General features: G+C 69.6%; 21 protein-coding genes. 3 read left to right on the top strand and 18 right to left on the bottom strand.

Going from position 1 to position 23,229, the window contains the following annotated elements:
• Positions 1–1,352: BTAD domain-containing putative transcriptional regulator (locus AB0J39_RS15005; RefSeq protein WP_363464442.1), on the bottom strand; the 1,352-nt coding region annotated here is incomplete at its 3' end.
• Positions 1,353–1,380: 28 nt separating this feature from the next.
• Entirely contained in the window at positions 1,381–1,893 is a 513-nt protein-coding gene (locus AB0J39_RS15010; protein ID WP_363464443.1) for an NlpC/P60 family protein, read from the bottom strand.
• 207 nt (positions 1,894–2,100) lie between these two features.
• Here AB0J39_RS15010 and AB0J39_RS15015 point away from each other — a divergent pair, with 207 nt between their 5' ends.
• A complete protein-coding gene (locus AB0J39_RS15015) occupies positions 2,101–2,433 on the top strand; it encodes an STAS domain-containing protein (RefSeq protein ID WP_363464445.1) in 333 nt (110 codons plus the stop codon).
• Between the two features lie 13 nt (positions 2,434–2,446).
• On the opposite strand, the gene AB0J39_RS15020 is transcribed toward AB0J39_RS15015, so the two are convergent.
• The 8 genes from AB0J39_RS15020 to AB0J39_RS15055 form a co-directional block, all read right to left on the bottom strand.
• Positions 2,447–4,615, bottom strand: coding sequence for a transglycosylase domain-containing protein (locus tag AB0J39_RS15020; protein WP_363464447.1), 2,169 nt, complete (start codon positions 4,613–4,615; stop codon positions 2,447–2,449).
• A gap of 71 nt (positions 4,616–4,686) precedes the next feature.
• On the bottom strand, positions 4,687–5,580 hold the full coding sequence (bla, locus tag AB0J39_RS15025; RefSeq protein ID WP_363464449.1) for a class A beta-lactamase: 894 nt from the start codon (positions 5,578–5,580) through the stop codon (positions 4,687–4,689).
• Positions 5,581–5,701: 121 nt separating this feature from the next.
• Entirely contained in the window at positions 5,702–6,814 is a 1,113-nt protein-coding gene (locus AB0J39_RS15030) for an AAA family ATPase (RefSeq protein WP_363464451.1), read from the bottom strand.
• Positions 6,811–7,470, bottom strand: coding sequence for a nicotinamide riboside transporter PnuC (pnuC, locus tag AB0J39_RS15035; RefSeq protein ID WP_363464453.1), 660 nt, complete (start codon positions 7,468–7,470; stop codon positions 6,811–6,813). The genes AB0J39_RS15030 and pnuC overlap by 4 nt, the downstream gene beginning before the upstream one ends.
• A gap of 111 nt (positions 7,471–7,581) precedes the next feature.
• Positions 7,582–9,057, bottom strand: a complete 1,476-nt coding sequence (locus AB0J39_RS15040) for a SulP family inorganic anion transporter (protein ID WP_363464454.1) — start codon at positions 9,055–9,057, stop codon at positions 7,582–7,584.
• A gap of 357 nt (positions 9,058–9,414) precedes the next feature.
• A complete protein-coding gene (locus AB0J39_RS15045; RefSeq protein ID WP_363464456.1) occupies positions 9,415–9,816 on the bottom strand; it encodes a hypothetical protein in 402 nt (133 codons plus the stop codon).
• Between the two features lie 259 nt (positions 9,817–10,075).
• The gene (locus AB0J39_RS15050) at positions 10,076–10,450 is read right to left on the bottom strand and encodes a DUF2809 domain-containing protein (RefSeq protein ID WP_363464457.1); all 375 of its coding nucleotides are present in this window, start codon (positions 10,448–10,450) and stop codon (positions 10,076–10,078) included.
• Between the two features lie 26 nt (positions 10,451–10,476).
• A complete protein-coding gene (locus AB0J39_RS15055; RefSeq protein ID WP_363464459.1) occupies positions 10,477–11,052 on the bottom strand; it encodes a DUF1707 domain-containing protein in 576 nt (191 codons plus the stop codon).
• Between the two features lie 289 nt (positions 11,053–11,341).
• On the opposite strand from AB0J39_RS15055, the gene AB0J39_RS15060 reads away from it, so the two are divergent.
• Positions 11,342–14,671 carry a S8 family serine peptidase gene (locus AB0J39_RS15060; protein ID WP_363464460.1) on the top strand — a complete coding sequence of 1,110 codons (3,330 nt, stop codon included), beginning with the start codon at positions 11,342–11,344 and terminating at the stop codon, positions 14,669–14,671.
• A 479-nt stretch (positions 14,672–15,150) separates the two neighbouring features.
• Positions 15,151–15,789 (top strand): TetR/AcrR family transcriptional regulator, encoded by a 639-nt coding sequence (locus AB0J39_RS15065; RefSeq protein ID WP_363464462.1) that lies wholly within the window; start codon positions 15,151–15,153, stop codon positions 15,787–15,789.
• A 45-nt stretch (positions 15,790–15,834) separates the two neighbouring features.
• On the opposite strand, the gene AB0J39_RS15070 is transcribed toward AB0J39_RS15065, so the two are convergent.
• The 8 genes from AB0J39_RS15070 to tvaA form a co-directional block, all read right to left on the bottom strand.
• On the bottom strand, positions 15,835–16,704 hold the full coding sequence (locus tag AB0J39_RS15070) for a hypothetical protein (RefSeq protein ID WP_363464464.1): 870 nt from the start codon (positions 16,702–16,704) through the stop codon (positions 15,835–15,837).
• Entirely contained in the window at positions 16,694–17,413 is a 720-nt protein-coding gene (locus tag AB0J39_RS15075) for a C1 family peptidase (protein WP_363464466.1), read from the bottom strand. The genes AB0J39_RS15070 and AB0J39_RS15075 overlap by 11 nt, the downstream gene beginning before the upstream one ends.
• A gap of 66 nt (positions 17,414–17,479) precedes the next feature.
• Positions 17,480–18,340 (bottom strand): phytanoyl-CoA dioxygenase family protein, encoded by an 861-nt coding sequence (locus tag AB0J39_RS15080; protein ID WP_363464468.1) that lies wholly within the window; start codon positions 18,338–18,340, stop codon positions 17,480–17,482.
• Positions 18,337–19,023, bottom strand: coding sequence for a TfuA-like protein (locus AB0J39_RS15085; RefSeq protein ID WP_363464469.1), 687 nt, complete (start codon positions 19,021–19,023; stop codon positions 18,337–18,339). The genes AB0J39_RS15080 and AB0J39_RS15085 overlap by 4 nt, the downstream gene beginning before the upstream one ends.
• Positions 19,024–19,037: 14 nt before the next feature.
• Positions 19,038–20,384, bottom strand: a complete 1,347-nt coding sequence (locus tag AB0J39_RS15090; protein ID WP_363464471.1) for a YcaO-like family protein — start codon at positions 20,382–20,384, stop codon at positions 19,038–19,040.
• 21 nt (positions 20,385–20,405) lie between these two features.
• On the bottom strand, positions 20,406–21,425 hold the full coding sequence (locus tag AB0J39_RS15095; RefSeq protein WP_363464472.1) for a T3SS effector HopA1 family protein: 1,020 nt from the start codon (positions 21,423–21,425) through the stop codon (positions 20,406–20,408).
• Entirely contained in the window at positions 21,379–22,560 is a 1,182-nt protein-coding gene (locus AB0J39_RS15100) for a phosphotransferase (protein WP_363464473.1), read from the bottom strand. The genes AB0J39_RS15095 and AB0J39_RS15100 overlap by 47 nt, the downstream gene beginning before the upstream one ends.
• A gap of 23 nt (positions 22,561–22,583) precedes the next feature.
• The gene (tvaA, locus tag AB0J39_RS15105; protein ID WP_204049206.1) at positions 22,584–22,817 is read right to left on the bottom strand and encodes a thioviridamide family RiPP peptide; all 234 of its coding nucleotides are present in this window, start codon (positions 22,815–22,817) and stop codon (positions 22,584–22,586) included.
• Between the last annotated feature and the right edge of the window lie 412 nt (positions 22,818–23,229).

Here is a 23,229-nt window from a genome sequence, read left to right on the forward strand (position 1 = left end):
GTGGCCGTGAGGTCGTCGCCCGCCTCGGCGGGCCGATGCGTCAGCAGGACGAGGACCGGCGTCCGGGTCAGGCGGCCCGCCAGGTGACGCAGGAGCTGAAGGGTCTCCTCGTCGGCACGGTGCACGTCCTCCAGCACGATCAGCAGCGGTCCCGGCACGCCCTCCAGATAGTCGCCCGCCGCCCGCGCCAGCCAGAACTGGCCCACGGGCGCCGCGTCGTCGGTCAGCAGCGGCGCCAGCCGGGCCGCGGTCTCGGGCTCGGGCGGGCAGGTCGCGGACAGCTCCCGCAGCACCTCGCTCCACGCCCAGGCGGGCGGCACGCCGCCGGTCGTCTCGGGACAGCGGCCGACCACGGTCTGCCAGCCGTCCGCGGCCAGGCGCCGCACGAGCGCGTCGGCCAGGGTGCTCTTGCCCGAGCCCGCCTCGCCGCCGAGCCACACGATGCGGAACCCGGCCCCGCCTTGCTCGGCCGCGGCGGCCAGCCGGGACAGCTCCGCCGTACGGCCGACCATGCGGGGGGAGACGGGATCCGGGACGGGCGCGGGGGCCGGGATCACGAGCTCCGGAACCACAGGCTCCAAGACCAGCGGGGCCGCGTCGAGCGACTCGGCCTGCGCGAGGATGTCCGACTCCAGCGCGCGCAGGGCGGGCCCGGGGTCGACGCCGAGTTGCTCGGCGAGCAGGGCGCGCGTCCGGCGCAGGGCCGCGAGCGCCTCCCCCTGCCGCCCGGCCCGGTAGTAGGCGAGCGCGAGCAGCCGTACGGCGTTCTCCCGCAGGGGATGCGCGGTGAGGTGACGCTCCAGCTCCGGGACGACCTCGGCGTGCCGGCCGAGCGCGAGCCCGGCCTCGGCGCGGTACTCCACCGCGACCGCCCGCAGCTCGTCCAGGTGGACCACCTCGGGGAGGGCCCACTCCTCCTCGGTGAACTCCGCGTACGCCGGGCCGGTCCACAGCGCCAGGGCCTCGTCCACGATTTCGAGCGCGTTCGCGGGCCGCCCCTCGGCGAGCTGGCCGGCGGCGGCCTCGACCAGCCGGGGGAAGCGCCAGGCGTCCACGTCGCCGGGCTCCAGCGCCAGGCGGTATCCGGGGGGAGCGCTGACCAGCACGCGGGCGGCGGCGCGGGGGGCGCGGTCCGGCTCCAGGGCCCGCCGCAGGTTCGACACGTAGACCTGGAGCGCGGCCAGCGCACGCGGCGGCGGCTGCCCTCGCCACAGGTCGTCGACGAACCGGTCGGTCGACACCACGTGCCCCTGAGCGCCCACCAGCCGGGCCAGCACGGCGCGCTGGAGCGAGGTCCCGAGGTCCGCGGGGCGCCCGTCGACCTTCGCCGCAATCCGCCCCAAAACCCGCACTTTTACCATGACGGAGCAAGCATAGGGATCAGGCCGGATAGTGGTAATAACCGAGCAGGTCGTCCAGAACGCTCACGTCGTCCATCCGGATCCGCGTCCCGGTCGCGAACGCGTTGATCATCTTTCCTCCGCCGACGTACACCCCGACGTGGTGAGTCCTGCCCGGCCTGCCGTAGAAGACCAGGTCGCCGGGTCGCGGCACGCCGACCCGGCGCAGCCTGCGGAGGTGGTCGTCGGTGTTGCCGGGGCCGAGCACGTCGTCGCCGAAGGCCAGGCCGTACACCCAGCGGGTGAATCCCGAGCAGTCGAAACCACGCGTCCGGCCCGCCGGGCAGGGCTTGATCGAGCCGCTGTAGCCCCGGCACGTCCCCTTCGACGGTCCCGGCCGCGCCGCGTGCCCCCCGCCCCACGAGTACGGAAGGGAGCCCTGCGCGGCGTACGCGACGGCGACGGCCCGGGACAGTTCCTCGTCGAGCGGCGCCGATCCGGCGGCGGCCAGCGCGACGATCCCTCCGATCAGCAGCCGACGCTTAACCCCCATGGATCGGGACAATAGCCACCCATCTTTTTATTGGCCATAGAAGCTTTACCCCACTCGATCGACGCGCCGGAGGGGGATTGTTACTCTGAGTACGGCTCAGCTCGTACGTTCATCGGCGTGTCGGTCGAAGCGCTTCGTCGGTCGCCCCGGACCTACCATCCCGTTCCCCGGTGGTCCCCGGCGCCAAGGAGAGCGAAGGGAACCACCGTGGAGACGTGGACGGCACAACCCCCTTCCCCCACCCGCTGGTGGGTGCTGGGGCTGCGCGGAGAGCTGGATCTCCACGCGGTGCGGCACCTGCGCGAGCCGCTGCGCACGCAGATCGAGGCCCGCGGCCCGTGGCTGGCCATCGACCTGAGCGAGGTGCGGTTCATCGACACCACGGGCGTGGGGCTGCTCGTGCGCCTGGTGCACAACCTGCGCGAGAGGGACGGCGACCTGGCGCTCATCGCGCCGGGCGGCCAGGTGCTGCGCATTCTGCGCTGGACCAACCTGACCCGGCTGTTCCGCGTCCTCGACACCGCCGACGCCCTCGATTAGCCGACGCCCTCGATCAGTCGGGCAGGATCTGCACCGGCGTGTCGCCGCCTCCCGTCGGGCCGTGGCCGCCTCCCGCCGGACCGTTGCCGCCTGTCGGAGGCGTCACGGAGACCAGGCCCCGGCAGCTGCCGCCGCAGCCGCCGAACCGCTCGGTGTTGATCGGCGTGAACTCGGTCGCGGGCACGCCGCGCAGCGCCCGCAGCATCGTGTCCTTCCAGATCGGGCCGGGGATGCTGGCGCCGAACACCGAGCCGTAGTAGCGCCCGCCGATCGTGACTCCGTTCAGCTTGTACTTCTGGGCGCCGCGCGGATCACCGACGCTGACCGCGCCCGCCAAATCCGGGGTGAACCCGGCGAACCAGGCGGAAGAGGAGTTGTCGTTGGTTCCGGTCTTGCCCGCCGCGTCGCGGCCGATGCCCCCCACCGACGACATCGTGCCCTTGGTGAACACGCCTGACAGGATGTGCGCCGCCGCGTCGGCCACCTCGGGATCGAGGGCCTGCCGGCACTTGGGCTTGTAGTCGGTGCTCTTGCCGGTGCTGTCGGTGATCCGGGTGATCGCCATCGGCGCGCAGTACTTGCCGCGCGCGCCGATCGCGGCGTACGCGGTGGCGACGGTGACCGGGTCCATCTCGTTGATGCCGAGCGTGAACGTCTCGTACTCCTGGAGCTTTTCGCCGTCGGCGCGGCGGATGCCCAGCGACTTGGCCGTCTTGACCACGTCGCAGAGCCCGACCCGCCGCTCGAGCTCCATGAAGAAGGTGTTGACCGAGTGCCAGGTGCCGGTCTGCAGGGTCAGCCAGCCGGGCGAGCCCTCGTCGTTGGTGACCGTGTGATTGATGTCGCCGATGCCCTGGCCCGAGCAGGTGGTGAACGTCGACAGGCTCGGGGCGCGGTAGCCGGCGCCCGCGCTGAAGCCGTCGTTGATCTTCATGCCCTGCTTCAACGCGGTGAGCAGGGTGAACGTCTTGAACGTCGAACCGGCCTGGAACCCGATACCGCCGCCGTGCGCGACGTCGGCCACGAGGTTGTAGGACATCTGGTGCTTGCTCTTGCGCGTGCCGTACGGGCGGCTCGCGGCCATCGCCTTGATCGCCCCGGTGCCGGGCTGGACCAGCGCCTCGGCGGCGACGGGGTTGTCGGATGGGTGGACCCACTTCCTGATCGCCCTGTCGGCGGCGGCCTGCGTGGTGGGGTCGATCGTGGTCCTGATGGTCAGCCCGCCGCGGTTGAGGAACGCCAGGCGCTGCTTGGCCGTCTTGCCGAAGTCGGCGTTGTTGAGGATCTCGTTGCGCACGTAGACGCAGAAGTACGGGTATTTGCTCGACTCGCAGCCGCCGGGCAGCGGGGTCCCCTTGTAGCCGAGCCTGGCCTTCTTCGCCTCGGCCGCCTGCTCCTCGGTGATCTTGCCGAGCTCGGCCATCCGGTCGAGCACGACGTTGCGCCGTTTCAGCAGCCGGTCGCGGCTGGTCTTGCCGAGGTTGGGGTCGGTGGCGTTGGGGTCCTGCACGGCCCCGGCCAGCGTCGCCGCCTGCGGCAGCGTCAGCTCGCTCGCGCTGATGCCGAAGAACCGCTTGGCCGCCGCCTCGACGCCGTACGCGCCCGCGCCGAAGTAGGCGATGTTGAGGTACTTCTCCAAGATCTGGTCCTTGGAGTACTTCTTCTCCACGCCCATCGCGTAGCGCAGCTCGTTGAGCTTGCGGGCGTAGCTGGCCTCCAGGGCCTTGTTCTTCTCCTCCTCGGTGTCGGCGGCGTTGAGCAGCACCTGCTTGACGTACTGCTGGGTGATCGAGGAGCCGCCCTGGGCCACCCCGCCCGACTGCAGGTTCTTCGCCAGGGCGCGGACAGTGCCCTCGATGTCGATCGGGCCGTGGTCGTAGAACCGGTAGTCCTCGATCGAGATGATGGCGGTCTTCATGATGTCGGCCATCTTGTCGAGCGGGACGACCTCGCGGTACTGCTCGTAGAAGCGCGCGATCTCGCGGCCCTTCACGTCCTGGATGACCGAAACCTGCGCCAGCGGGGGTTCGGCCAGGTCCCGGGGCGCGAGGCCCACGTCCTCGACCGCCGACACCAGTCCGACGCCCGCGCCTCCCACCGCCGGCAGCGCGATGCCCGCGACCAGCACGCCCGCCGCCGCTCCCATGGCGGCAAGGCGCAGCACCTTCCCCGTGGCGTTCACTAGATCCTCCCCCATATGGCTATAGACAAGGTTATGGGGCCGTAAAACGCGATCGACCCCGTAACGAGTGGTTACGGCAGCCGGCCGAGGCCGCGCGCGAGCACGGTCGCCGTCTTGGCGACGACCTTGTCGTCACCGGATCCGTCGGCCGCCAGGCGATTGGTGTAGATCGCCATGATGATCGGGGCGGCCCCCTTGGCCGGCCAGACGACGGCGATGTCGTTGGCGGTGCCGTACGTGCCGCCGGTGCCGGTCTTGTCGCCGACGATCCACGTCTTGGGCAGACCGGCGCGGATGCGCGCGTCCCCGGTCGTGTTGTCGCGCAGCCACCCGAGCAACCGGGAGCGGTCCTTCGCGCCGAGCGCGTCGCCCGCGGTGAGCGCACGCAGGTCGCGGGCGATCGACGCGGGCGTGGTCGTGTCCCGCCTCTCCTTGGGCGACCACTCGTTGAGCTCGGTCTCCCACCGGTCCAGCCGCGAGACCGGGTCCTTGAGCGTGCGGAAGTAGCGGGTGAGCCCCTCCGGCCCGCCGATGCGCTTCAGCAGCATGTTGCCGGCGGTGTTGTCGCTGTAGATGATCGCGGCCCGGCACAGCTCGGCGAGGGTCATGCCGTCCTTCACGTGCTTGGCGGTCTCCGGCGAGTTCGGCTTCACCTCGTCGGCCGTCCAGCGGACGACCTTCCGCGTCAGTTCGCGGTCGGTGGTGCGGTCCAGCACCGCCGCGGCGGCCACCGCCTTGAAGGTGGACGCCAGCGCGAACCGCTCGCCCGCCCGGTAGCCGATCGTCTTCCCGGTCGCCGTGTCGATCGCGTACGCGCCGATGCGGCCCTTGAAGGACGTCTCCAGCGCGCGCAGGGCGGCGGCGGCGTCCGTCCGGGGCGCGGCGGCGGCGGGGGTCGCCGGGGCGGCCCCGACCAGGACGAAGACCGTCATCGCGGCGGCTTTCACCGTCACCGGGTGTCCCATGGCATGTCCTCGCTCTCGTGCGTCGGTGATCTGTCAGACGCAGGAGCAAACCAGAGGGTTCGGAACAAGTCCAATATTCATATGGACACCCGGCCGATATCGGTTCACATATGAACCGAGCTCAGAGCGGCGGCGCGAAGTGGCGACCGGCCGCGACGAGATCGTCCACGGCCCGTGCCGCGGCGGCGAGCCGCTCCCCCGGCGATCCGGAGACGACGATGTGCGGGAGGCCGCGCCGGGACAGCTCGGCGCGCAGCCGCCGGTCCATCTCGTGCCTGACGTGCTCGCCGTCGCGCCAGCCGTCCTGCTCGAAGGGCACGCCGCCGACGGACGTGTGGATCCACAGGTCGTGCCGGGCCCGCTCGTGGACGCGCAGGACGTCCGCGCTCACCGTGCCGAGATAGCGCTCGTGCCACAGGGCGGTGGCGAGCGCGTCGGTGTCGCAGAACAGCACGGGCGACCCGACCCGCGCCGCCGCCTCCTCCCAGCCGAGCTGCCGGTGCGCGATCAGCGTGAACTCCTCCGGCTCCCACTCCAGGTCGTCGAGCCACGGCTCGGGCGCTCCCGCCCTCTTGGCCGCCCGGCGGGCCAGGGCGAGCTTCTCCTCGCAGTAGGTCCTGCCGTACTCGGGCACCCACCGGGTCGCGGACCAGACACCGCCGCGTGCGGCGTAGCGGGCGGCCAGGGCGCGGGCGAGGGTGGTGGTGCCGCTGGACTCGGCTCCGACGACGACCACCCGCCAGGCGAGGTGGGCGCGTACGGCGGGGCTCAGCCAGGGCCACGCGGCCACCGGGTCGTCGCGGACCATCGTCCCGCTGACCGGGTGGCGGTTCCGGTCCGGATCGACCGCCACGTGCGCGCCGCCGAACCTGCGGGCCAGCTCCGGCCCGTACGCCTCGGAGGAGAAGACGGCATCGACGTCGGGCGCGCCGCCGCCGTGGGCGAGCGCCAGCGCGTGCCGGAACGCCTCGACGTGCGCGGCCCAGACGTCCGGGTCGTCGTAGTCGACCTCGACGTCGTCCACGACCGGCGCCACCACCACGTGCGGCTGCGGATGGGCCTCGCGCAGCCATGCCGTACGCAGGGCGAGCGGGATGCTCTCCACGCTCGAGGCGGCCACGACCACCGTGACCAGCGCGCAGTGCTCGGCGGCCGTGTCGACGAGGTGGTGGTGGCCGGCGTGCGGCGGATAGAACTTGCCGATCACCAGCCCGTGCGCGTAGCGGGCGCTCACCGCGCCACCGCCGCACCAGGGGCGGGGACGGGCCGGGCGGCGGCCAGGTCGCGCCGCCAGGCGACCAGCCCGGCCACGCACAGCGCGAGGAACAGCACGTAGAGGACGCTGGTGAGATAGAGGTCCTTGTACGCGTAGAGGGGGATGTAGATCAGGTCGACCGCGATCCACAGCCACCACGACTCCACCCGCTTGCGGCACTGGCCGTAGGTCGCCATGAGCGACAGGGCGGTCGTCAGGGCGTCCCAGAACGGGACGGCCGAGTTGGTCCAGGCGGCCAGCGCGGCGGTGAGCAGCCCGGTGACTCCGGCGCCGGCGAGCGCGAGCCACACCCATTCGGCGCGGCCGGTCCTGGTGACCGCGAGCGTGGTCCGCCCGGCCCCGCCGTAGAGCCACTGCCACCAGCCGTACAGGCCGAGGACCACGTAGACGATCTGCAGGCCCGCGTCGGCGTACAGGCCCACGGCCAGGAAGACCAGGCCCAGGAGGACGACGTTCGCGACGCCGATCGGCCAGTTCCAGATGTTCTGGCGGGCCACCAGCCAGACGGTGAGCGCTCCCGTCACGAAGCCGAGCAGCTCCGCCCAGCTCGTCGACACGCCGCCCAGGGTGATGGCGGGCTCCAGGAGGGGCCCCAGCAGATCGGTCAGTGCCACCACGACCTCCTTAATCGTCAGTGTGACGATAACAGGGGATCGCGAAGGGGAGAACACACCGGCAGCCGGCGACCGGGACGGCCCCGCGGCCGTCCCGGTCCTGACGGTGTGTCAGACGGACTCCTGGATGAGCCGGACCCGTTCGGCGCTCTCGCGGTTGTGCCGCTCCGTCCACGTGGCCAGCGCCGTACGGCAGGCGTGGTCGAGGTGGCGCAGCCCGATCAGGTCCAGCTCGATCGGGCGGTCCGTCGGCAGGGCCTCCAGCGTGTCGAGCATCGTCGGCAGCCGCAGGAAGGTGGCGTTCCCGGCGAGTCTGACCAGCACCGGGCCGTCGCCCGCGTCGTCGACCTCGACCTGGATGTGCGAGGTCTCCCACGCGGCCTTGACCACGGCGAGGGCGAGGCCGATCAGGACGCCCTCGAACATGTTGAGGGTCACGATCGCCACCGCGGTGACGACGAGGATCACCGCCTCACCCCGGTGCGCCCGCCAAAGTGGGACCAGCTTTCCGACCGGCAGGAGCTTGAACCCGGCATGGATCAGCACTCCGGCGAGCGCCGCGACGGGGATGAGGCCGAGGACGGCCGGCAGCAGCGCGGCGAACAGCAGCAGCCACACCCCGTGCAGCACCCGGGACAGCCTGGTCTTCGCGCCCGCCTGCACATTGGCCGCGCTGCGCATGATGACGCCGGTCATCGGCAGCGCGCCCAGCAGGCCGCACAGGGTGTTGCCCACGCCCTGCGCGAGGAGTTCCCTGTCGTAGTCGGTGCGCGGCCCGTCGTGCATCCGGTCCACCGCCGCCGCGCAGAACAACGTCTCGGCGGAGGCGATGAGAGCGAACGCCATGATCGCGGCGAGGACGCCGAGGTCGGTCAGCCGTCCCACCTCGGCCGGGCCGGGCGGCTGGATCACGTCGAGCAGGCCGCGTACCTCGATCTTCGCCACCGGCAGGTGGAGCGACGTGGTGATGATGGTGGCGAGCACCACCGCGGCCAGCGCGCCGGGCACGACGCGGACCCGCGCGGGCAGCCGGCTCCACAGCGCCGTCACCACGATGGTGCCGGCGCCCACCGTGAACGCCGTGGCGGCCGGGGCCGAGGCGACCAGGTCCGCGGCGAGACCGGGCAGGTGGGCGATCTTCGCAAGCCCGCTCGCCGGGGCCTTCACCCCGGCCATGACGTACAGCTGACCGGCGATGATGACCAGGCCGATCCCTGCGAGCATGCCCTCCACCACGGCGACGGAGATGGCCCTGAACCAGCGGCCGAGCCGCAGTCCGCCGAGGGCGAGCTGCAGCAGCCCGGCGGCGAGGACGACGACGCCGAGGACGCGCAGCCCGTAGGCGTCGACGGTCTCGGCGACCAGGACGGTCAGGCCGGCCGCGGGGCCGGAGACCTGCAGGCTGCTGCCGGGCAGCAGGCCGACGACCAGGCCGCCGACGATCCCTGTGACCAGGCCGAGTTCGGCCGGCACGCCGGAGGCGACGGCCACGCCCACGCACAGCGGCAGGGCGACGAGAAAGACCACCGTCGAGGCGGTCAGGTCGGTACGCAGCGCACGCCGGAGCGGCGCGGTGATGGAAGACAAGGTGGTCCTTCCGCGACGAGGGTGTACGGGCTCGGTAGGGCGGGTGCCGTTCCCCGCGGCGCTCACAGGGGCTCGAACCCGCCGGCGCCCGGCCTGCGGCGAGGAAGCTCCTCCCGCCGGTCGCCGACGATGGCCGGGAAGCGGCGGGCGTGGTCGATGAGTGACTGCATGAATGGCCTCGTGTTCTTCTGTCGCTCTTCAGGTCGGCAGAAACGTGACGTCAGGCGCGCTCCGGACCCGGCGGCCGTGCCCGCCGGGTCGCGGGCAGGCGGGAACCCCGGTCGCGGGCAGGCGGAAGGAACGCCTCGCGGCCGCGGGGGCACCGGTGTGATCAGGTCGTGCGGAACGCGCTGTCTGTCAGCAGCGGAAGACCTGCGTGACGACGGGAGTCGGAGGCTGCCCCGCGCTGGGGGCGTGCCGGCTTCTCGCGGTACGCGCGTGCGTGGCCCCGGCGGACGTATCCGGCTCGGCGGACTCGGTGACGACCGTGGGGACCTGGGCCGATTGCCGGCGGGGAGAGGGCGCGGAATGCTGCCGCTGGCTCAGGCCGCGCAGGACGCGGCCCTCGTGGGAGGCCGAGGCGCTCGTCCGCCCTTGCGAATACGGCGCGTCGTACCCGCAGTCGCGGGTGTGGGACTCCGAGCGCTCCAGGGTCCGTTCCGTCACCGCGACGAGGGCCGGCCCGTGATTCGGCAGCACGACGTTGCCCAGCAGAGCGGACAGGAGCAGCGCGACGACCACCGCCATCCCCCGCGCCATGGGTGATCCCCCCGTCGCCCTCGCCACGTCTCGCCCGGATCCCGGTACCGCGAGCACCGCGGCACGCGCCGATGTCGCATCCCCGTCTCACAGGATGGTTGACCGGTCAGTGACATCCGGAGTTGAACAATATGTAGAACGACGCGGCCGGAATCGCAAGCCCTACAAACTCGGCCAGATGTTAATTCTTGGTTACCTTGGTGCGATTGTATAAGCAGATACAAGTTCCAATCGGTAATTCAGACGCGTGCCGAACGCTTCATTTCGTACGCATCGAATGAACGGCGTATCCGGCGGCGGCGCCCACGGCGTACCAGAACAGGTCGGGGGCGTTGAAGGTCGTGCCGAGCGCGAGCCGGGCCAGCGCGCTGTGCGCCGACAGCTCGGCCGGCACGCCGGTGAGCTGGGCGAACTCGACCAGCCAGCTCAGGCAGAGCGCGACGGCCGCCACCATCACCGGCCGGGCACGCGGCGCGGCCACGACGACCAGCGCGTACACGAGGAGGGTGTAGAGGAGGTCACCCGCGTACTTGGCGACCGCGCCCGGCAGCAGCGCCCGGACCGCCAGGCCCGCGGCCACGACCACCACGGCGGCGGCCAGGGCGGCGAGCCGGCGACGCGGCGAATGCGGCATCCGGGCACCCTATCGGGGCCCGGCCGTCAGGGGATCCGGTGGTAGCGCACCCAGATGTCGCCGCCGATGTGCCCGGACAGCCGCAGCACGACGCCGTCGGGGTCGGGCGGCACGGGAGAGGTGTTGTGCACGCGTTTGTGCCGGACCCACCCGCCGGAGGTCACCTCGTCGGCGACGACGCGCCAGCCGATCGGGACGCGGATGATGACGTCGCCGAACATCGAGTCGCAGCGGACCGTCATGTCGATCTCCCGGTGCGGGCAGTCCGCGTACCGGAAGTCGACCACCGCCGTCCGCCAGGTGCAGTCGAGCGTGATGCGCGGCGGCACGCTCCAGCGCCCGGTCTTCCTGACGGCACGCGTGCCGCGGGTGAACAGCAGCAGGTCGTCCGCCGGCTCCGACCGCACGTCCGGCGCTCGCGTCCCGGGCAGGTCCGCGACCAGGGCCTCCAGCTCGCCGTACGTGCGCGCGGCGTACAGACGGTCGAGCCGATCGGTCAGTTCGTCCAGGGTGATGCGGCCCTCGCCGACGGCGGCGCGCAGCCTGTCCGCGGTCCGGTCCCTGTCCCGGTCTCCGGCGCGTAATTCCGCCTGGTCGCCCACGATTGCGCACTTTAGTAATCGGCATTCCAGGGTCGCCACGCCCGAATATCCGAAATAGCGGTAATCGTCGGCCCGAAATGTCATGAGCGCGTGTGAAAAATCATCTCATGGAACGATCTAGCCGGGAAAACGATCGCTAGTTAAACTCCGAGTCAGCTTCGGCCGCCCGTCTCGGGTGGCCGTTCGCCCGTCGCCCAACGGGGAGGGCCCGTGCCCTCCCATGCCCGGGGGCGGCGCGGCTCCTCCACGCCCTGAGCGGCGGGGCCTCACAGGTCTCCATGGAGGTGTCGTGTCGAGGAAGCCCCCACCTGCCTACTTACGGACCACAGCGGTCATCGCCGGCCTCGGCCTGGTGACGGCGATGATCCCGGCGGCCACCGCGGCCGCCGACCCGAGCCCCACCCCGTCGCGGTCGTGGAGTGCCACGGCCGTGACGGGCGCCGAGCGCGTCCAGGGCGCCAAGTCGCCCAGCGGCCGGCTCGCCAAGAGCGACCCCGCGCTGCTCGCCTCGCAGTCGGCGGAACGGACGAGCGTCGTCGTCAAGCTCGACTACGACTCACTCGCGGCGTACAAGGGCGGCCTGCCCGGTCTGCCCGGCACCAGCCCGTCGGTCACCGGCAGAGCGCTCAACCCGAAGAGCGGTGACGCGGCGAAATACACCAAGCACATCGAGACCGTCGAGAACACCTTCCTCGGCGAGCTCGGCAGCAAGATTCCCGGCGCCAGGGTCGGGCAGAAGCTTCGCACGGTCTACGGCGGCGTCGCCCTGACGCTTCCCGCCAACAAGGCCGCCGACCTGCTGAAGCTGCCCGGCGTGGCCGCCGTGCAGGAGGACAAGCGGGAGCAGCCCCTCACCGACTCCAGCCCGGAGTTCATCGGCGCGACCGCCGTCTACAACCGGCTCGGCGGCGCGAAGTCGTCGGGCAAGGGCGTCATCGTCGGCATCCTCGACACCGGCGCGTGGCCGGAGCATCCGTCGTTCGCCGACCCCGGAACGCTTCCGGCTCCCCCGCCGAGAGCGGACGGCACCGCGCGGACGTGCGACTTCGGCGACAACCCGCTGACGCCGGCGGCCGACCCCTTCCGCTGCAACAACAAGCTGATCTCCGGCCAGCCGTTCCTGGAGACGTACAACGCCATCGTGGGCGGGGAGATGTACGGGGACAGCGCCCGTGACTCCAACGGCCACGGGACGCACACCGCCTCCACGTCGGCGGGCGGGCCGGTCGACCACGCCAACCCGCTCGGCATCGACCGCGGCGCGATCCACGGCATCGCGCCCGCGGCGCACGTCGCGGTCTACAAGGTCTGCGGCGCGGAGGGCTGCTACCAGTCCGATTCGGCGGCCGCGGTCGCGCAGGCCATCGCCGACGGCGTGCGGGTCATCAACTTCTCGGTCGGCGGCGGCGCCGACCCCTACAGCGACCCGGTCGAGCTCGCGTTCCTCGACGCGTACGCGGCGGGCGTGTTCGTGTCGGCCTCGGCCGGCAACTCGGGACCGGGCGCGGCGACGACGGACCACCGCGGCCCGTGGGTGACCACCGTGGCGGCCTCGACGCAGAGCCGCACCTTCCAGTCGACGATCACGCTGACCGGAGGCCCGTCGATCAAGGGGGCGTCGATCACGGCGGGCGTCGCCTCGCCGCTGCCCGTGGTGCTCGCGTCGGCTCCGCCGTACAGCGACGCGCTGTGCGTCAGCACCCCGCCCCCGGGGCTGTTCACCGGGAAGATCGTCGCCTGTGAGCGCGGCCCGAACCGGGTGCTCAAGGGAGCGCAGGTCAAGAAGGGCGGCGCCGCGGGGATGATCCTGTACAACTCCACCCCGCTCGACGTCATGACCGACAACCACTGGCTGCCGACGGTCCACATCGACAAGCCGGAGACCGACGTGCTGCTCGCCTGGCTGAACTCGCACCCGGGTGGGACGGCGAGCTTCACCCAGGGGGAGAAGGCCACCTGGCAGGGCGACGCGATGACGACGTTCTCCTCGCGCGGCCCGGGCGGCGACTTCCTCAAGCCCGACGTCACCGCGCCCGGCCTGCACATCCTGGCGGGCACCACCCCGACGCCGGAGTCGGAGCTGGAAGGCCCTCCGGGCAACCTGTACCAGGCGATCGCGGGCACCTCGATGTCGTCACCGCACGTGGCGGGCGCCGGCGCGCTCGTGTTCGCGCTGCACCCCGACTGGACGCCCGGCCAGGTCAAGTCGGCCCTGGAGACCACCGCGACGACCAAGGTCACCAAGCAGGACCGGACCACCCCGGCCGATCCGTTCGACTACGGCGGCGGCCGCATCGACCTGAGCAAGGCGGGCGACGCGGGCCTTACCCTCGACGAGACCGCGGCGAACTACGCCGCCTCGGCCGCCGACCCGCTGAACCGGATCGACCTCAACCTGCCGTCGGTCAACGCGCCCGTCATGCCGGGAGTGATCACCGCCAAGCGCACGCTCGTCAACGCCACCGGCAAGTCGCTGGTCTACGCCGCGTCGGGCACCACCGTCAGCGGGGCGAACATCACCGTGCTGCCGCCGCTGTTCACGGTGAAGCCGGGCAAGAGCCAGAAGATCACGATCGTGATCACGGCGCCGGACCTGCCCGACGGGCAGTACTTCGGCCAGGTGAACCTCAAGCAGGTCGGCGGCAACCGGGAGCAGCACCTGCCGGTGGCCTTCTACCGGCAGGAGGGCGTCGTGCCGATCGACCAGACCTGTGCGCCGAGCACCATCGCCAGGAACACGGGCGAGTCCACCTGCACGGTCACCGTCCAGAACAACACCCTGGAGGACACCGAGGTCACCGCGGTCAGCACACTGGATCTCAAGCTGCGGCTGGGCGGCGTCACCGGCGCGACCAAGATCGGCAGCCAGATCGTGACGGCCAAGAGCACCCTCGCGGGCAGGCAGCCGGACAAGCCGACCATCGCACCCGGCGAGAGCCCGGTGGGCTACCTGCCGCTGTCGGCCTTCGGCATCGCCCCGACCCCCATCGGCGACGAGGAGGCGCTGAACTTCACCGTCCCGGCGTTCACCTACGCCGGACGTACGTTCACCAGGATCGGCGTCGTCTCCAACGGCTACACGGTGGCGGGTGGCACGAACGGCGCGGCGGACATCCAGTTCGCACCGCAGACGCTGCCCGACACGGCCCCGCCGAACGGCGTGCTCGCGTCGTACTGGACCGACCTGAACGGCACCGGGACGCCGGGCGTCTACGTCGCCTCCCTGACCGACGGGGTGAACAGGTGGATCGTCGTCGAGTGGCAGGTCAACCTGTACGGCACGAACAGCCGCAAGGTCTTCCAGCAGTGGATCGGGCTGGGCGGCGCCGAGGACATCTCGTTCGCCTACGACCCCGCCAACCTGCCGGGTGACCCGGGGGCGGAGTACGGCCTGACCGTCGGCGCCGAGAACGCGGAAGGCACGGCCGGCAGTCAGATCAGCGGCCCGCCGACGCAGGACTACCGGATCACCAGCACGCCGGGCGCCCCCGGCGGCACGCTCAGCTACTCCTTCAAGGTCAAGGGCGTGTCCTCGGGCACCGGCAGCGTCACGACCGGCACCTCCACCCCCCAGGTGAAGGGCATCACGGTCGAGGTCGACAAGATCACCGTTCAGTAGGGTTCCGGGGGCTTTCGGAGGGCCCGGCGGACGTGCGTGTCCGCCGGGCCCTTCGCGTTGTTATGCGGTTTCCGTTCACGCGGAGCCGTCATCTAGAGAAATTATAGAGCCTTTTATTGTTGACATATGCTGACGAGACCTGGCAGAGTTTTGATTCGAACCGGGAGATAGGGGAAATCCCGTGGACGGTCGCTACTGCGATTTCGAGATGAAGCATCACCGAATCATTTGCAGTGAGGGGATCGGGGGAACGCGCGAGGCCATTCAGGGAGCCCGCGCGCGGACGCGAGTCGAAGCCCTGCACGGGGACGCGAAGGGCGCCGCCGCATCGACGCAGGGAATTCGTGCCACGCATCGCGAGCTCCGTTCTTCCGCCGTACCGATGACTCTCCTTTCCGTGCATCCGCCGGCTACCTGGCTCCTGGTTCCGCCCACCCAACACACGCGAAGGCACCCTCAACCAGGCGAGGTCGCAGAGCATGTCGGCATTCAGCCGGAGAATGCACATCCCGCATTCCGCGGATCGCAGGACGGCACGTTCGCTGATGGCCATTTACGAGGCGGTCGAGCAGCTCAGCCTCGCGAAAGGATTCGACGCGATCACGGTCGCGGATATTACGAAGATCGCCGACGTGCATCGCTCCACCTTCTACCGGCACTATCGCGACAAATTCCACCTTGTCGAATCCTGCTATGAGGACGGAACGCGCAAAGGCCGGGAAATGCTGCTTTCGGCCACGAGCGGCCTGGTCTCCCCCCAGCAGTTCGTCACGGCGTTCGCCCAGATACTCGACCACATCGCCGCACGCCGGAATCTCTATGGCGCGCTGCTCGTGCACAAGAGGAGCACCTGGTTCGAAAGCTGGCTCCACGAGCACTGGAACGGCCTCATCCACGACGTCTACCGGAGGTCTCTTCCGCCGGGCGTGCAGATGACCGACGGAGCCCTGGCCGACCTCAGAACCGGGATAACCGCACACGCGTCCGTCGCCACCGTGCGGTGGTGGGTGCGGGAGAAGCAGCGGCTGACCTCGGAGCAGCTCGCCTGCTGGTACACGAGGCATACGCTGCACGACATCTCCCGGCACCTCACGCCCTGCCCGCCGGGCACCCACTGACACGCCTCACACGACCGGCGGAACAGGCCGTCCGTGATCACGTACTCAGGACGTCGAGCCGTCCGCTCCGCCGGCGAAGCCACTTATGAGCTCGATCGCCTTCGCGGGTTCGTCCGCATGACAGCGCACCCTCCTGATCGGGTGCTCGGACCTGCGCAGCTTCACCACGTGCGGGCCGGCGAGCTCGATCACGATGTTCGTGGAGCTGGAGACCTCCATCACCAGGGTCTCGCCGACCACCTCGGCCGATCTGCGCATCCCCTTGCTGCTCCTCTCGATGCGGACCGACTCGATGAGGGAGGCCGGTATGGAGATGTCATAAAACGACGCGAAACGCAGGCGGAGCCGTCGCGGTCCGACGGCGTGCGGATAGACGTGCAGGGTCGCCAGGAAGCCGGCCAGCCACAGCAGTCCGAGGACGCTCAGCACGAGCAGGACCGTGCGCATCGTCGGCCAGGGAAGAGCGAGGTGGACGACCACGAGCAGCACGCCGTCGACCACCATCACCAGCCACATGATCGTGCGGACTTCCGCGCCGTAGGCAACGGCCACCTCATCCGCGCCGAGGTCCTTCTTGCGGCGGACCGCCAGGTACAGCGCACGCCACAGAAGCAGATCCTGCTTGAAGACGGCGGCGGCCGGCGCGGGCAGCACCGCGTCGAGCGCCGTACCGGCGGCTCCGATCTCGTCACGCCCGTCCGCCCGCGCGTCGCGGTAGATGGACCACGCCAATCTCGCCTGCAGCAGGACGAGCCCGAGTAGCGACAACTCGACGACCAGCACGATCCGGACGCCGGTGCCGAAATCGATCACCCCGGTCACCAGAAGCAGCAACTCGATCGCGAGTACGGCGGGAATCAGCCACCGCCCCGCCGACGCCAGCCTCGCCGTCAGGGATCCGCCCTCAGGTCTCAACGGGATACTCCGTCCATCTCTTCTCGGACACCACCCACGCCTCCCTGATCAAGTGGTCGTTCAGGTAGGAGTACGGCAGCCACCCGTACCCGTCCGCCGCCCACCCGGATCCCCAACTGTTCCGTATCAGAAAGGCGCCGGCCGCATCCTCTCCGCGCGGCCGGTCGTCATATCCGGCGATGACCACCACATGCCGTCCGTATTTCTTCGCGTCCTTGGGCGGCAACGGCATGACGTGGGTCCGGAACGAGGACATCTGAACCGGGTGCAGGGGAATGTCGACCGCCACCGGAACCCCGCCGACGAGGAATTCCTTCAGCAGGCGCAGGCGCGACTCCACCGGCATGGCGTCCCGGAAAACGCAGTCGTACTCTATCCCCCGCCGGGCCGCCGCCCGGCGGAAGCATCGGGGCGGCGGGTCGGTGTTCGCGCGGTCCTCCGTGAAAGGCCATTCCTCCTCTTCGAGCATGCCGAATCTGTTCCACGCGTCGAAGCTCCGGAGCAGCGTGGATCCCGCCCTGTTCCTGTCTCCCATGATGAGGCGGGAGGTGCGGTAATTGAACAGGACGGAGGGGGTGAAATCCCGTTCTCCATTGCGGCGCGCGTAGAAGCCGGCGATTCCGGCGGCCACGGCGGCGGTGCACAAAGGAACGGTGCGCTGGTTCACCACCGGTGGAAACCAGGCGGTGAGATCCACGGAGTTCGGCATGCCCGGCCCATCGGCGGGCCGGGCGGTCCAGGGTGTTCGGAAAGGAAGCAACGCGATCCGCACCGCCTACACGGCGCGGGCACCGGAATCGTGACCGGCGCGCATGACGGTGACCATCCTGCCGTGCCGGATCCTCGTCGCACGGGCGAACGCCTTGAGGGCTGCGGCGCCGAACTCCTCGGCGAGCCTGGGTTCGAGTTCGTAGTGACCCGACGTGTCGGAGCCCCGTACGAGGAGAGCGCTGTCGGGGCCGCCCAGAGGCCGTACCTCGGGCCGGATGAAGTCGATGGCGAAGCAGACCCGGTCGGACCGGCTCACGTTGGGGCCGGAACTGTGGATCGTCGTCGGCAGGTGCAGCGAGCACTGGCCCGCGGTCAGCGTCACGTCCACCGCTGTCTCGTCGTCCACGTTGAAATCGACTTCCTCTCCCCGCATGAGAGCCGACACGCCGGACCCTCGGTAGCTGTGCGGCATGAGACCGCTCCCGTGGGTGCGCGGCGCGTACCGCATCGTGCCGTTGCCGCGGTGGGTGTCGGTGAGCGCTATCCACATGCGCACCGCTCTCCCGTCGAATCCGTCCCAGCCGTAGTACGGAGCGTCCTGGTGCCAGGCGAGCTCTCCGGGGCTTGCGGCCTTCCTGAGGAACAGGCTCGTGGCCCAGACGAGCAGGTCGGGTCCGAGCACCTGCTCCGCGACCGCCAGGACACGGCTGTCGTGCACGAGGCGATCGGCCCATCCCGCGACCAAGTGGCTCTTCGGAAACGTCCAGTGATGGCCGAGGACGCCGCCCACCCTGGTGGCGAGGCTCTCGTACCTCCGCACCTCCCGGAGGATCTCCGCCGCCTCCTCCGGCGTGAGAAGGTCCACCGGGAGGCAGAAACCCTCGCTCCCGAGCATCGAGAGTTTCTCCTGGTCGAGCGGCGTCACGACCAGGCGCCTTCGTCCGAGGGCGCCGGCGCGGCTGGAGGCAGGAACTCCACGACCCTGGCCATCAGAGTCGCCGCGTCCTCGCTCTTGGTGTCGGGCGCGGAGGACGCGAGGAACTCCCCGATCCTGCGATGCTCTTTCGCGGTCACCTCTCCGGCCGTCAGCCGCAGCACTCGGTCGACCGTCCGCTCCGGGAAGTAGAGCGCCTTGGCCGCACGCAGGAAGACCTCCCCCGTGTGCTCCTCGAAGGCGCCTGCGGACACTCCCGCTTTCACGGCGAATCTCAGGTTGATCATCGGCTCGGAGATCGGCAGGAAGTCGCCCTCCGAGTAGATCATCGCCACCTCGTCGTCCGCGTCGACGCGGCCCGACAGATACTCCTCGAAGATCTTTCCGACGCCGTGCATCCCGTACGGCGCGCACTCCACCGCTCGGAGCGCGCCCATACTGGACGAGCCGAGCAGGTGGATCCCTTGGTCGATCGCTTTCAGCACCTCCTTGGGAGAGATCGACAGACTCTGCATGAAGCGGCCGTCGACGATGCCGATTACGGTCGGAGGCATGTCACGGGCGAGGAGTGCGTCGATGTCGCCCCGCTGGATCGGTGGCAGGATCTCGATGTCCCGCCGGTCCGGAACCGACTCCCGCCGGAGGCTTGGGCCCGCGAACACCACGGCTGTCATTGAAGACTCCTCGATCAGACGGTAACCGCGAGGTCACGCTTTTTCTCCGCCAACTCGTTGAGCGCCCTCGTCCAGGCTCCGGCGCCTCGTTCCCCCAGCTTGCTGTAGTCGACTCCCCACGATTCGAGGTGCGGCACGAGCAGACGCACCACGTTCACCGGAATCCCCGGAGGAGAGAGGTCCACGACCACCGCGCGCCGTATCCCACAGGAGCGGAGCCTGCCGAGCATGAACTCGATGTCCGCGATGATGTCCTCGCTCGGCCGGGAAGGGATGTCGGACATCCGGACGCGCGCGCCGACCGGCCGCCACGCCCATCCGCCCTTGTCGAGGGTGGACGACCTGCGTACGTGGTACAGGTGCCTTGGAACGTCCTCACCGGGGAGGCTGATGTCCTCCCGCATCGCCTGGATGTCGACGGCTCTGCCCTGCGCGCACTCCGAGATGGCTCTCAGCAGCGCGACCTCCGCGTCGGGGTGCGTACCGAAGCCGCCGTGCCCCTGCGACACCGTCGGCCCCAGGTCCTCGGCCGTCGCCGCCATGAAGCTGGCCACCCCGAGGTCGGTGGTGATGTTGATCAGCCGCATCTCGATGCCGGCGGTGTGGAACTGCTGGACGAGCGCCTGCACCCGCGGCGGCAGACTCTCCATGTCGAGATGGGGGTGCAGCTCCTTGAGCCGCTCGAAGATCGCGGCCGGCTGCCGCTCGACGTGCAGGCCCTTCTCCAGCACCTGGGAGAGCTGGCTGCTGAGCAGCTCCGCGATGGTGATCGAGTCCCGTTCGATCACCTCGCAGAGCGCGTGGCAGATGGCCTCCTCCAGGCTGTTCCCCGATGCCAGCCCGTTCGTGGTGGAGATCTCGTAGGTGGGCGGCTCGTGCATCTTCATGTTGTAGACCGCGCCGTCCTGCGGCACGAGGACCGATTCTTCGTTGAGCAGGTCGAACCCTTCCACCCAGGAGATGGGCGCGTCATCCCGGTAATGGCGGGACAACTTCAGGTTGTAGTCCCTCGGGTTGAGCACCGGGCGCCCCTGCGCCGACAACTCCTCGTAGGAGGCGATGGCCGCGGGACGAACGGGAAGCCAGGCGGAGAATCTCTCGATCCCCTCCATGACGGCCGACGTCATGGCGTCGATCGGCCGGGCGCCCTTGCCGTTGTACACGGAGATCACGTCGTGCGAACGCGGTGAAATCGCGTTGTAGACGGGTATTCCGACCCGGTCCAGCCACGTGATGTCGGCGACACGCGTGATACCGGCCCGGCGCAGGTGCGGCCGCACCCGGTCCCATGTGACCTCCGAACTCACCTCACGGTGCGCTCCGGTCCCGTTGATCTTCGGAATATGCCTGCGAAGGCGCATGCTTCCTCCTCTTGGATCGTCCTATGCGCCGACGAGACTCGACGTCTTCCGGCTCCCGGGCGCGTTGAGATAGGGGCGACGGATGTCGAGACCCTCCTCGACGTACCTCTCCTTGATCGACAGGAAGCGCTCGCGCGGCGAGTGGCGGCCTTCCTCGTACGCGCGCACCAGTCCCTCCGCCACGAGCTGGCAGCGGTGCAGGCCGAAGCTCGTGCGCTGTCCCTCGATTTCGGGCTCCTGCGCGAAGGAGAAGCCCCGGGCCAGTCTGAGCGCGAAACAGGGGTGGTCGTCGCGGAAGCGGTTCTCCCGGCTGCGATGGATCTCCTCGATCACAGTCCGATGACGCTCCCAGGCTCCCGCGCCGATGTAGACAACGAAAGCGTCCCGGCGTTCGAACGCCTCCTGGTTGTTCACTAGTTTCAACTGGAAGGGGACATGCAGGTCGTTCAGGGCCCGAGTGATGGCGTGGACCAGTTCCGGCGCCGCATCGGCGTCCGCCAGCGTCAGATAGAGACGGACGAGCCCGTCCGCCCTCCCGTCCAGCCCACCGTGGTCACCGAAGATCGTGTACCACCCCAGCAGCAGGTAGGGCCGGCCCGACGGCAGGCGCAGCGCGACCTCCGCTCCCTCTGTCAGCGGCCCCTCGGCGATCAGCTCCTCCGGTGCCGCCCGCAGCGTCAGGGCGTCCTTGGTGACGAGGTAATCGCGGCCCCGCCTGCTCCGGACGACCCAGCCGTCCTGCACCTGTCCCCGCCCAGCGTCGGCGGCCTGGATGCGGCTGACGAGTTCGTAGTCCTCGTGTCCCTGCAGCGACGCCGCACGGCGACCACCCCGCAGAAACAGCTCCGCGGCGAAATAGTCGCCGGCGTAGTAAGTGAGGTAGATCAACCGGTGCAGGTGCGCCAGAACCGGGCGCTCCGGATCGACGTCCAGATCCCTCGGCGGTTCCAGGGTGCCGAACTCGGGATGCCGGAAAGTGGCGGAGTCCAGGATCTCAATTTCCTGCGCTATTCGCCAGAAGATCTTCTCGTAAACGTTCATCCGGCCCCCCTACTTTTCCGGCCGCGCCGATGAGCAGCGTGGAAACGACGTTGGGAAACTGCACGAAGCGCTTGCCGAAATGCAGGCAGAGATAGCCGATCCTGCCCAGTCCGCCGAGTTGCTGAAGCCTGACCGTGGCATGCACGAGCAGTGCTATGCCGGCGTACTGCACCGCTCTGTTCAGCTGCTCGGCGGACATCGGCGCGCCGGCCGAATAAGCCCGCAGGAACGCGCGTACGTCGGCCTGCAACCGCGGCAGCCAGCCGGAGTCTCCGATGGAGAACCGCACGCGCCGCATATGGCCGACGAACAGCTGTCCCACCAGGAAACCGACGTCGTACATCGGGTCGCCGAATCCCGCGAGCTCCCAGTCGATGAGCCTGACCGGCAGCGCTCCTTCCGGCCGTTCCGCCGGGAAGAGGACGTTGTCTCCCCCCAGGTCGAAATGGATGAGGCTGCTGGGAGCCCACTGGTCGTGCAGATCCCGGAAACTCGGTTCCAGTTCCTGCATGGCCCTCAGATAGTCGTCGAATTCCAGGCCGCAGCCGTGGACGTACTCCCACGTGCTCACGACCGTGTCGCGCGGCACCGGAGGGCCCAGCCTCCGGTCCTCGTACCTGTCCCTGATCCCCTCGACCGGGATGCCGTGCAGGGCGACGAGAACCCGGGCCAGGGCAGTCAGACACGGCTCCGGCAGCCGGTTTTCCTCTTTGAGCATGTCGTGCAGGCTGGGGCACGGGGCGACCGCGTCGACGACGACCACTCGGGCCCACGGGTCCACCGTCAGGATCCGGGGGATGGACGCCCTCACCCGCGGAGGAAGCCGCAGCTCGTCCAGCAGCCCCAGCATGGTGGGTTCATAGTCGTTCTGGACGTCGATGTCCTCATCCGGCCACTTCAGCAGCACATGTGAGTCGTCCGCCAGTCGCGCCAGGGCCACGCGCCGCCGCGAGATGCAGCGCACCACGGAGGTCACGTCATGAACGGGGTGTCCCGCCGAGCGGAGGATGCGCCCGACCGACTCGGCGGTGAACAGGTGATCGTCATCCGCGCGCGGCGACGGACGCGCGCCCGGACGCGGAATCAGGAACCCCAGCGTCCGGGCACGCAGTAGATCTTCTGGAGAAGGGTTCATCGATGCTTCAGCCGTCGACCGTCTCAGCAGTGTGTGGCGGGGGTGACGAGCGCTCCGGTGAAGGTGCCCTGGATGCTCTCGTCGGGGGAGACGCCGACCTTGTCCTCGAGGAACCGCTGCAGTTCCTCCGCGCTGATGCCGGCGAGCTCGGAGAACGACACGTCGACGGACTCGATGTCGATGCTCTGGACGTCGTCCTCCTCGACCCGGCCCATGAGCTCTGCGACCAGAGCCTCGTCGACTGTGACTTCGGACATTGTTGCCCTCCTTCATGTAGGTGTCGACCGAGTGTCAGGTTATTTTGCGGCAGCAATGCCCACAATAGGCACTACTCTCCTTTGCGTCGCATATGCGACACTTTTGCGAATGTGTCGCTTGATAGCGAAATATCCGCCACCTAGGCTGTCTGCGAGATCGGCAACTGCGGCAATGCAATGCGGCATTGGCGCGAGCAGGTGATGAACCTGACGGTTCATCGGATTCAGGAAAGCCCGTTCACATGACAGATAGGAAAGCGACCCGGTCGATACGTGGCCCTTTCGTCCACAGGATCTGCGCGAGAACGCGGAACGGGTATCGATGGGCCGAGCACCTGCAAAGACCCGGCGGCGTTTATCTGGACAATTCTGGCATCGCCGCTCTGTTTCGGATCGTGCCGCGGGTCGGCGC

Source organism: Microbispora sp. NPDC049633 (assembly GCF_040675265.1).
GTDB lineage: Bacteria > Actinomycetota > Actinomycetes > Streptosporangiales > Streptosporangiaceae > Microbispora > Microbispora maris.

Coding starts and splice junctions, on each gene's coding strand:
- AB0J39_RS15010 (WP_363464443.1), bottom strand. CDS start 1,893: ATGGGGGTTAAGCGTCGGCTGCTGATCGGAGGGATCGTCGCGCTGGCC.
- bla (WP_363464449.1), bottom strand. CDS start 5,580: ATGGGACACCCGGTGACGGTGAAAGCCGCCGCGATGACGGTCTTCGTC.
- AB0J39_RS15045 (WP_363464456.1), bottom strand. CDS start 9,816: ATGGCGCGGGGGATGGCGGTGGTCGTCGCGCTGCTCCTGTCCGCTCTG.
- AB0J39_RS15050 (WP_363464457.1), bottom strand. CDS start 10,450: ATGCCGCATTCGCCGCGTCGCCGGCTCGCCGCCCTGGCCGCCGCCGTG.
- AB0J39_RS15065 (WP_363464462.1), top strand. CDS start 15,151: ATGTCGGCATTCAGCCGGAGAATGCACATCCCGCATTCCGCGGATCGC.
- AB0J39_RS15075 (WP_363464466.1), bottom strand. CDS start 17,413: ATGCCGAACTCCGTGGATCTCACCGCCTGGTTTCCACCGGTGGTGAAC.
- AB0J39_RS15085 (WP_363464469.1), bottom strand. CDS start 19,023: ATGACAGCCGTGGTGTTCGCGGGCCCAAGCCTCCGGCGGGAGTCGGTT.
- AB0J39_RS15090 (WP_363464471.1), bottom strand. CDS start 20,384: ATGCGCCTTCGCAGGCATATTCCGAAGATCAACGGGACCGGAGCGCAC.
- AB0J39_RS15095 (WP_363464472.1), bottom strand. CDS start 21,425: ATGAACGTTTACGAGAAGATCTTCTGGCGAATAGCGCAGGAAATTGAG.
- AB0J39_RS15100 (WP_363464473.1), bottom strand. CDS start 22,560: ATGAACCCTTCTCCAGAAGATCTACTGCGTGCCCGGACGCTGGGGTTC.
- tvaA (WP_204049206.1), bottom strand. CDS start 22,817: ATGTCCGAAGTCACAGTCGACGAGGCTCTGGTCGCAGAGCTCATGGGC.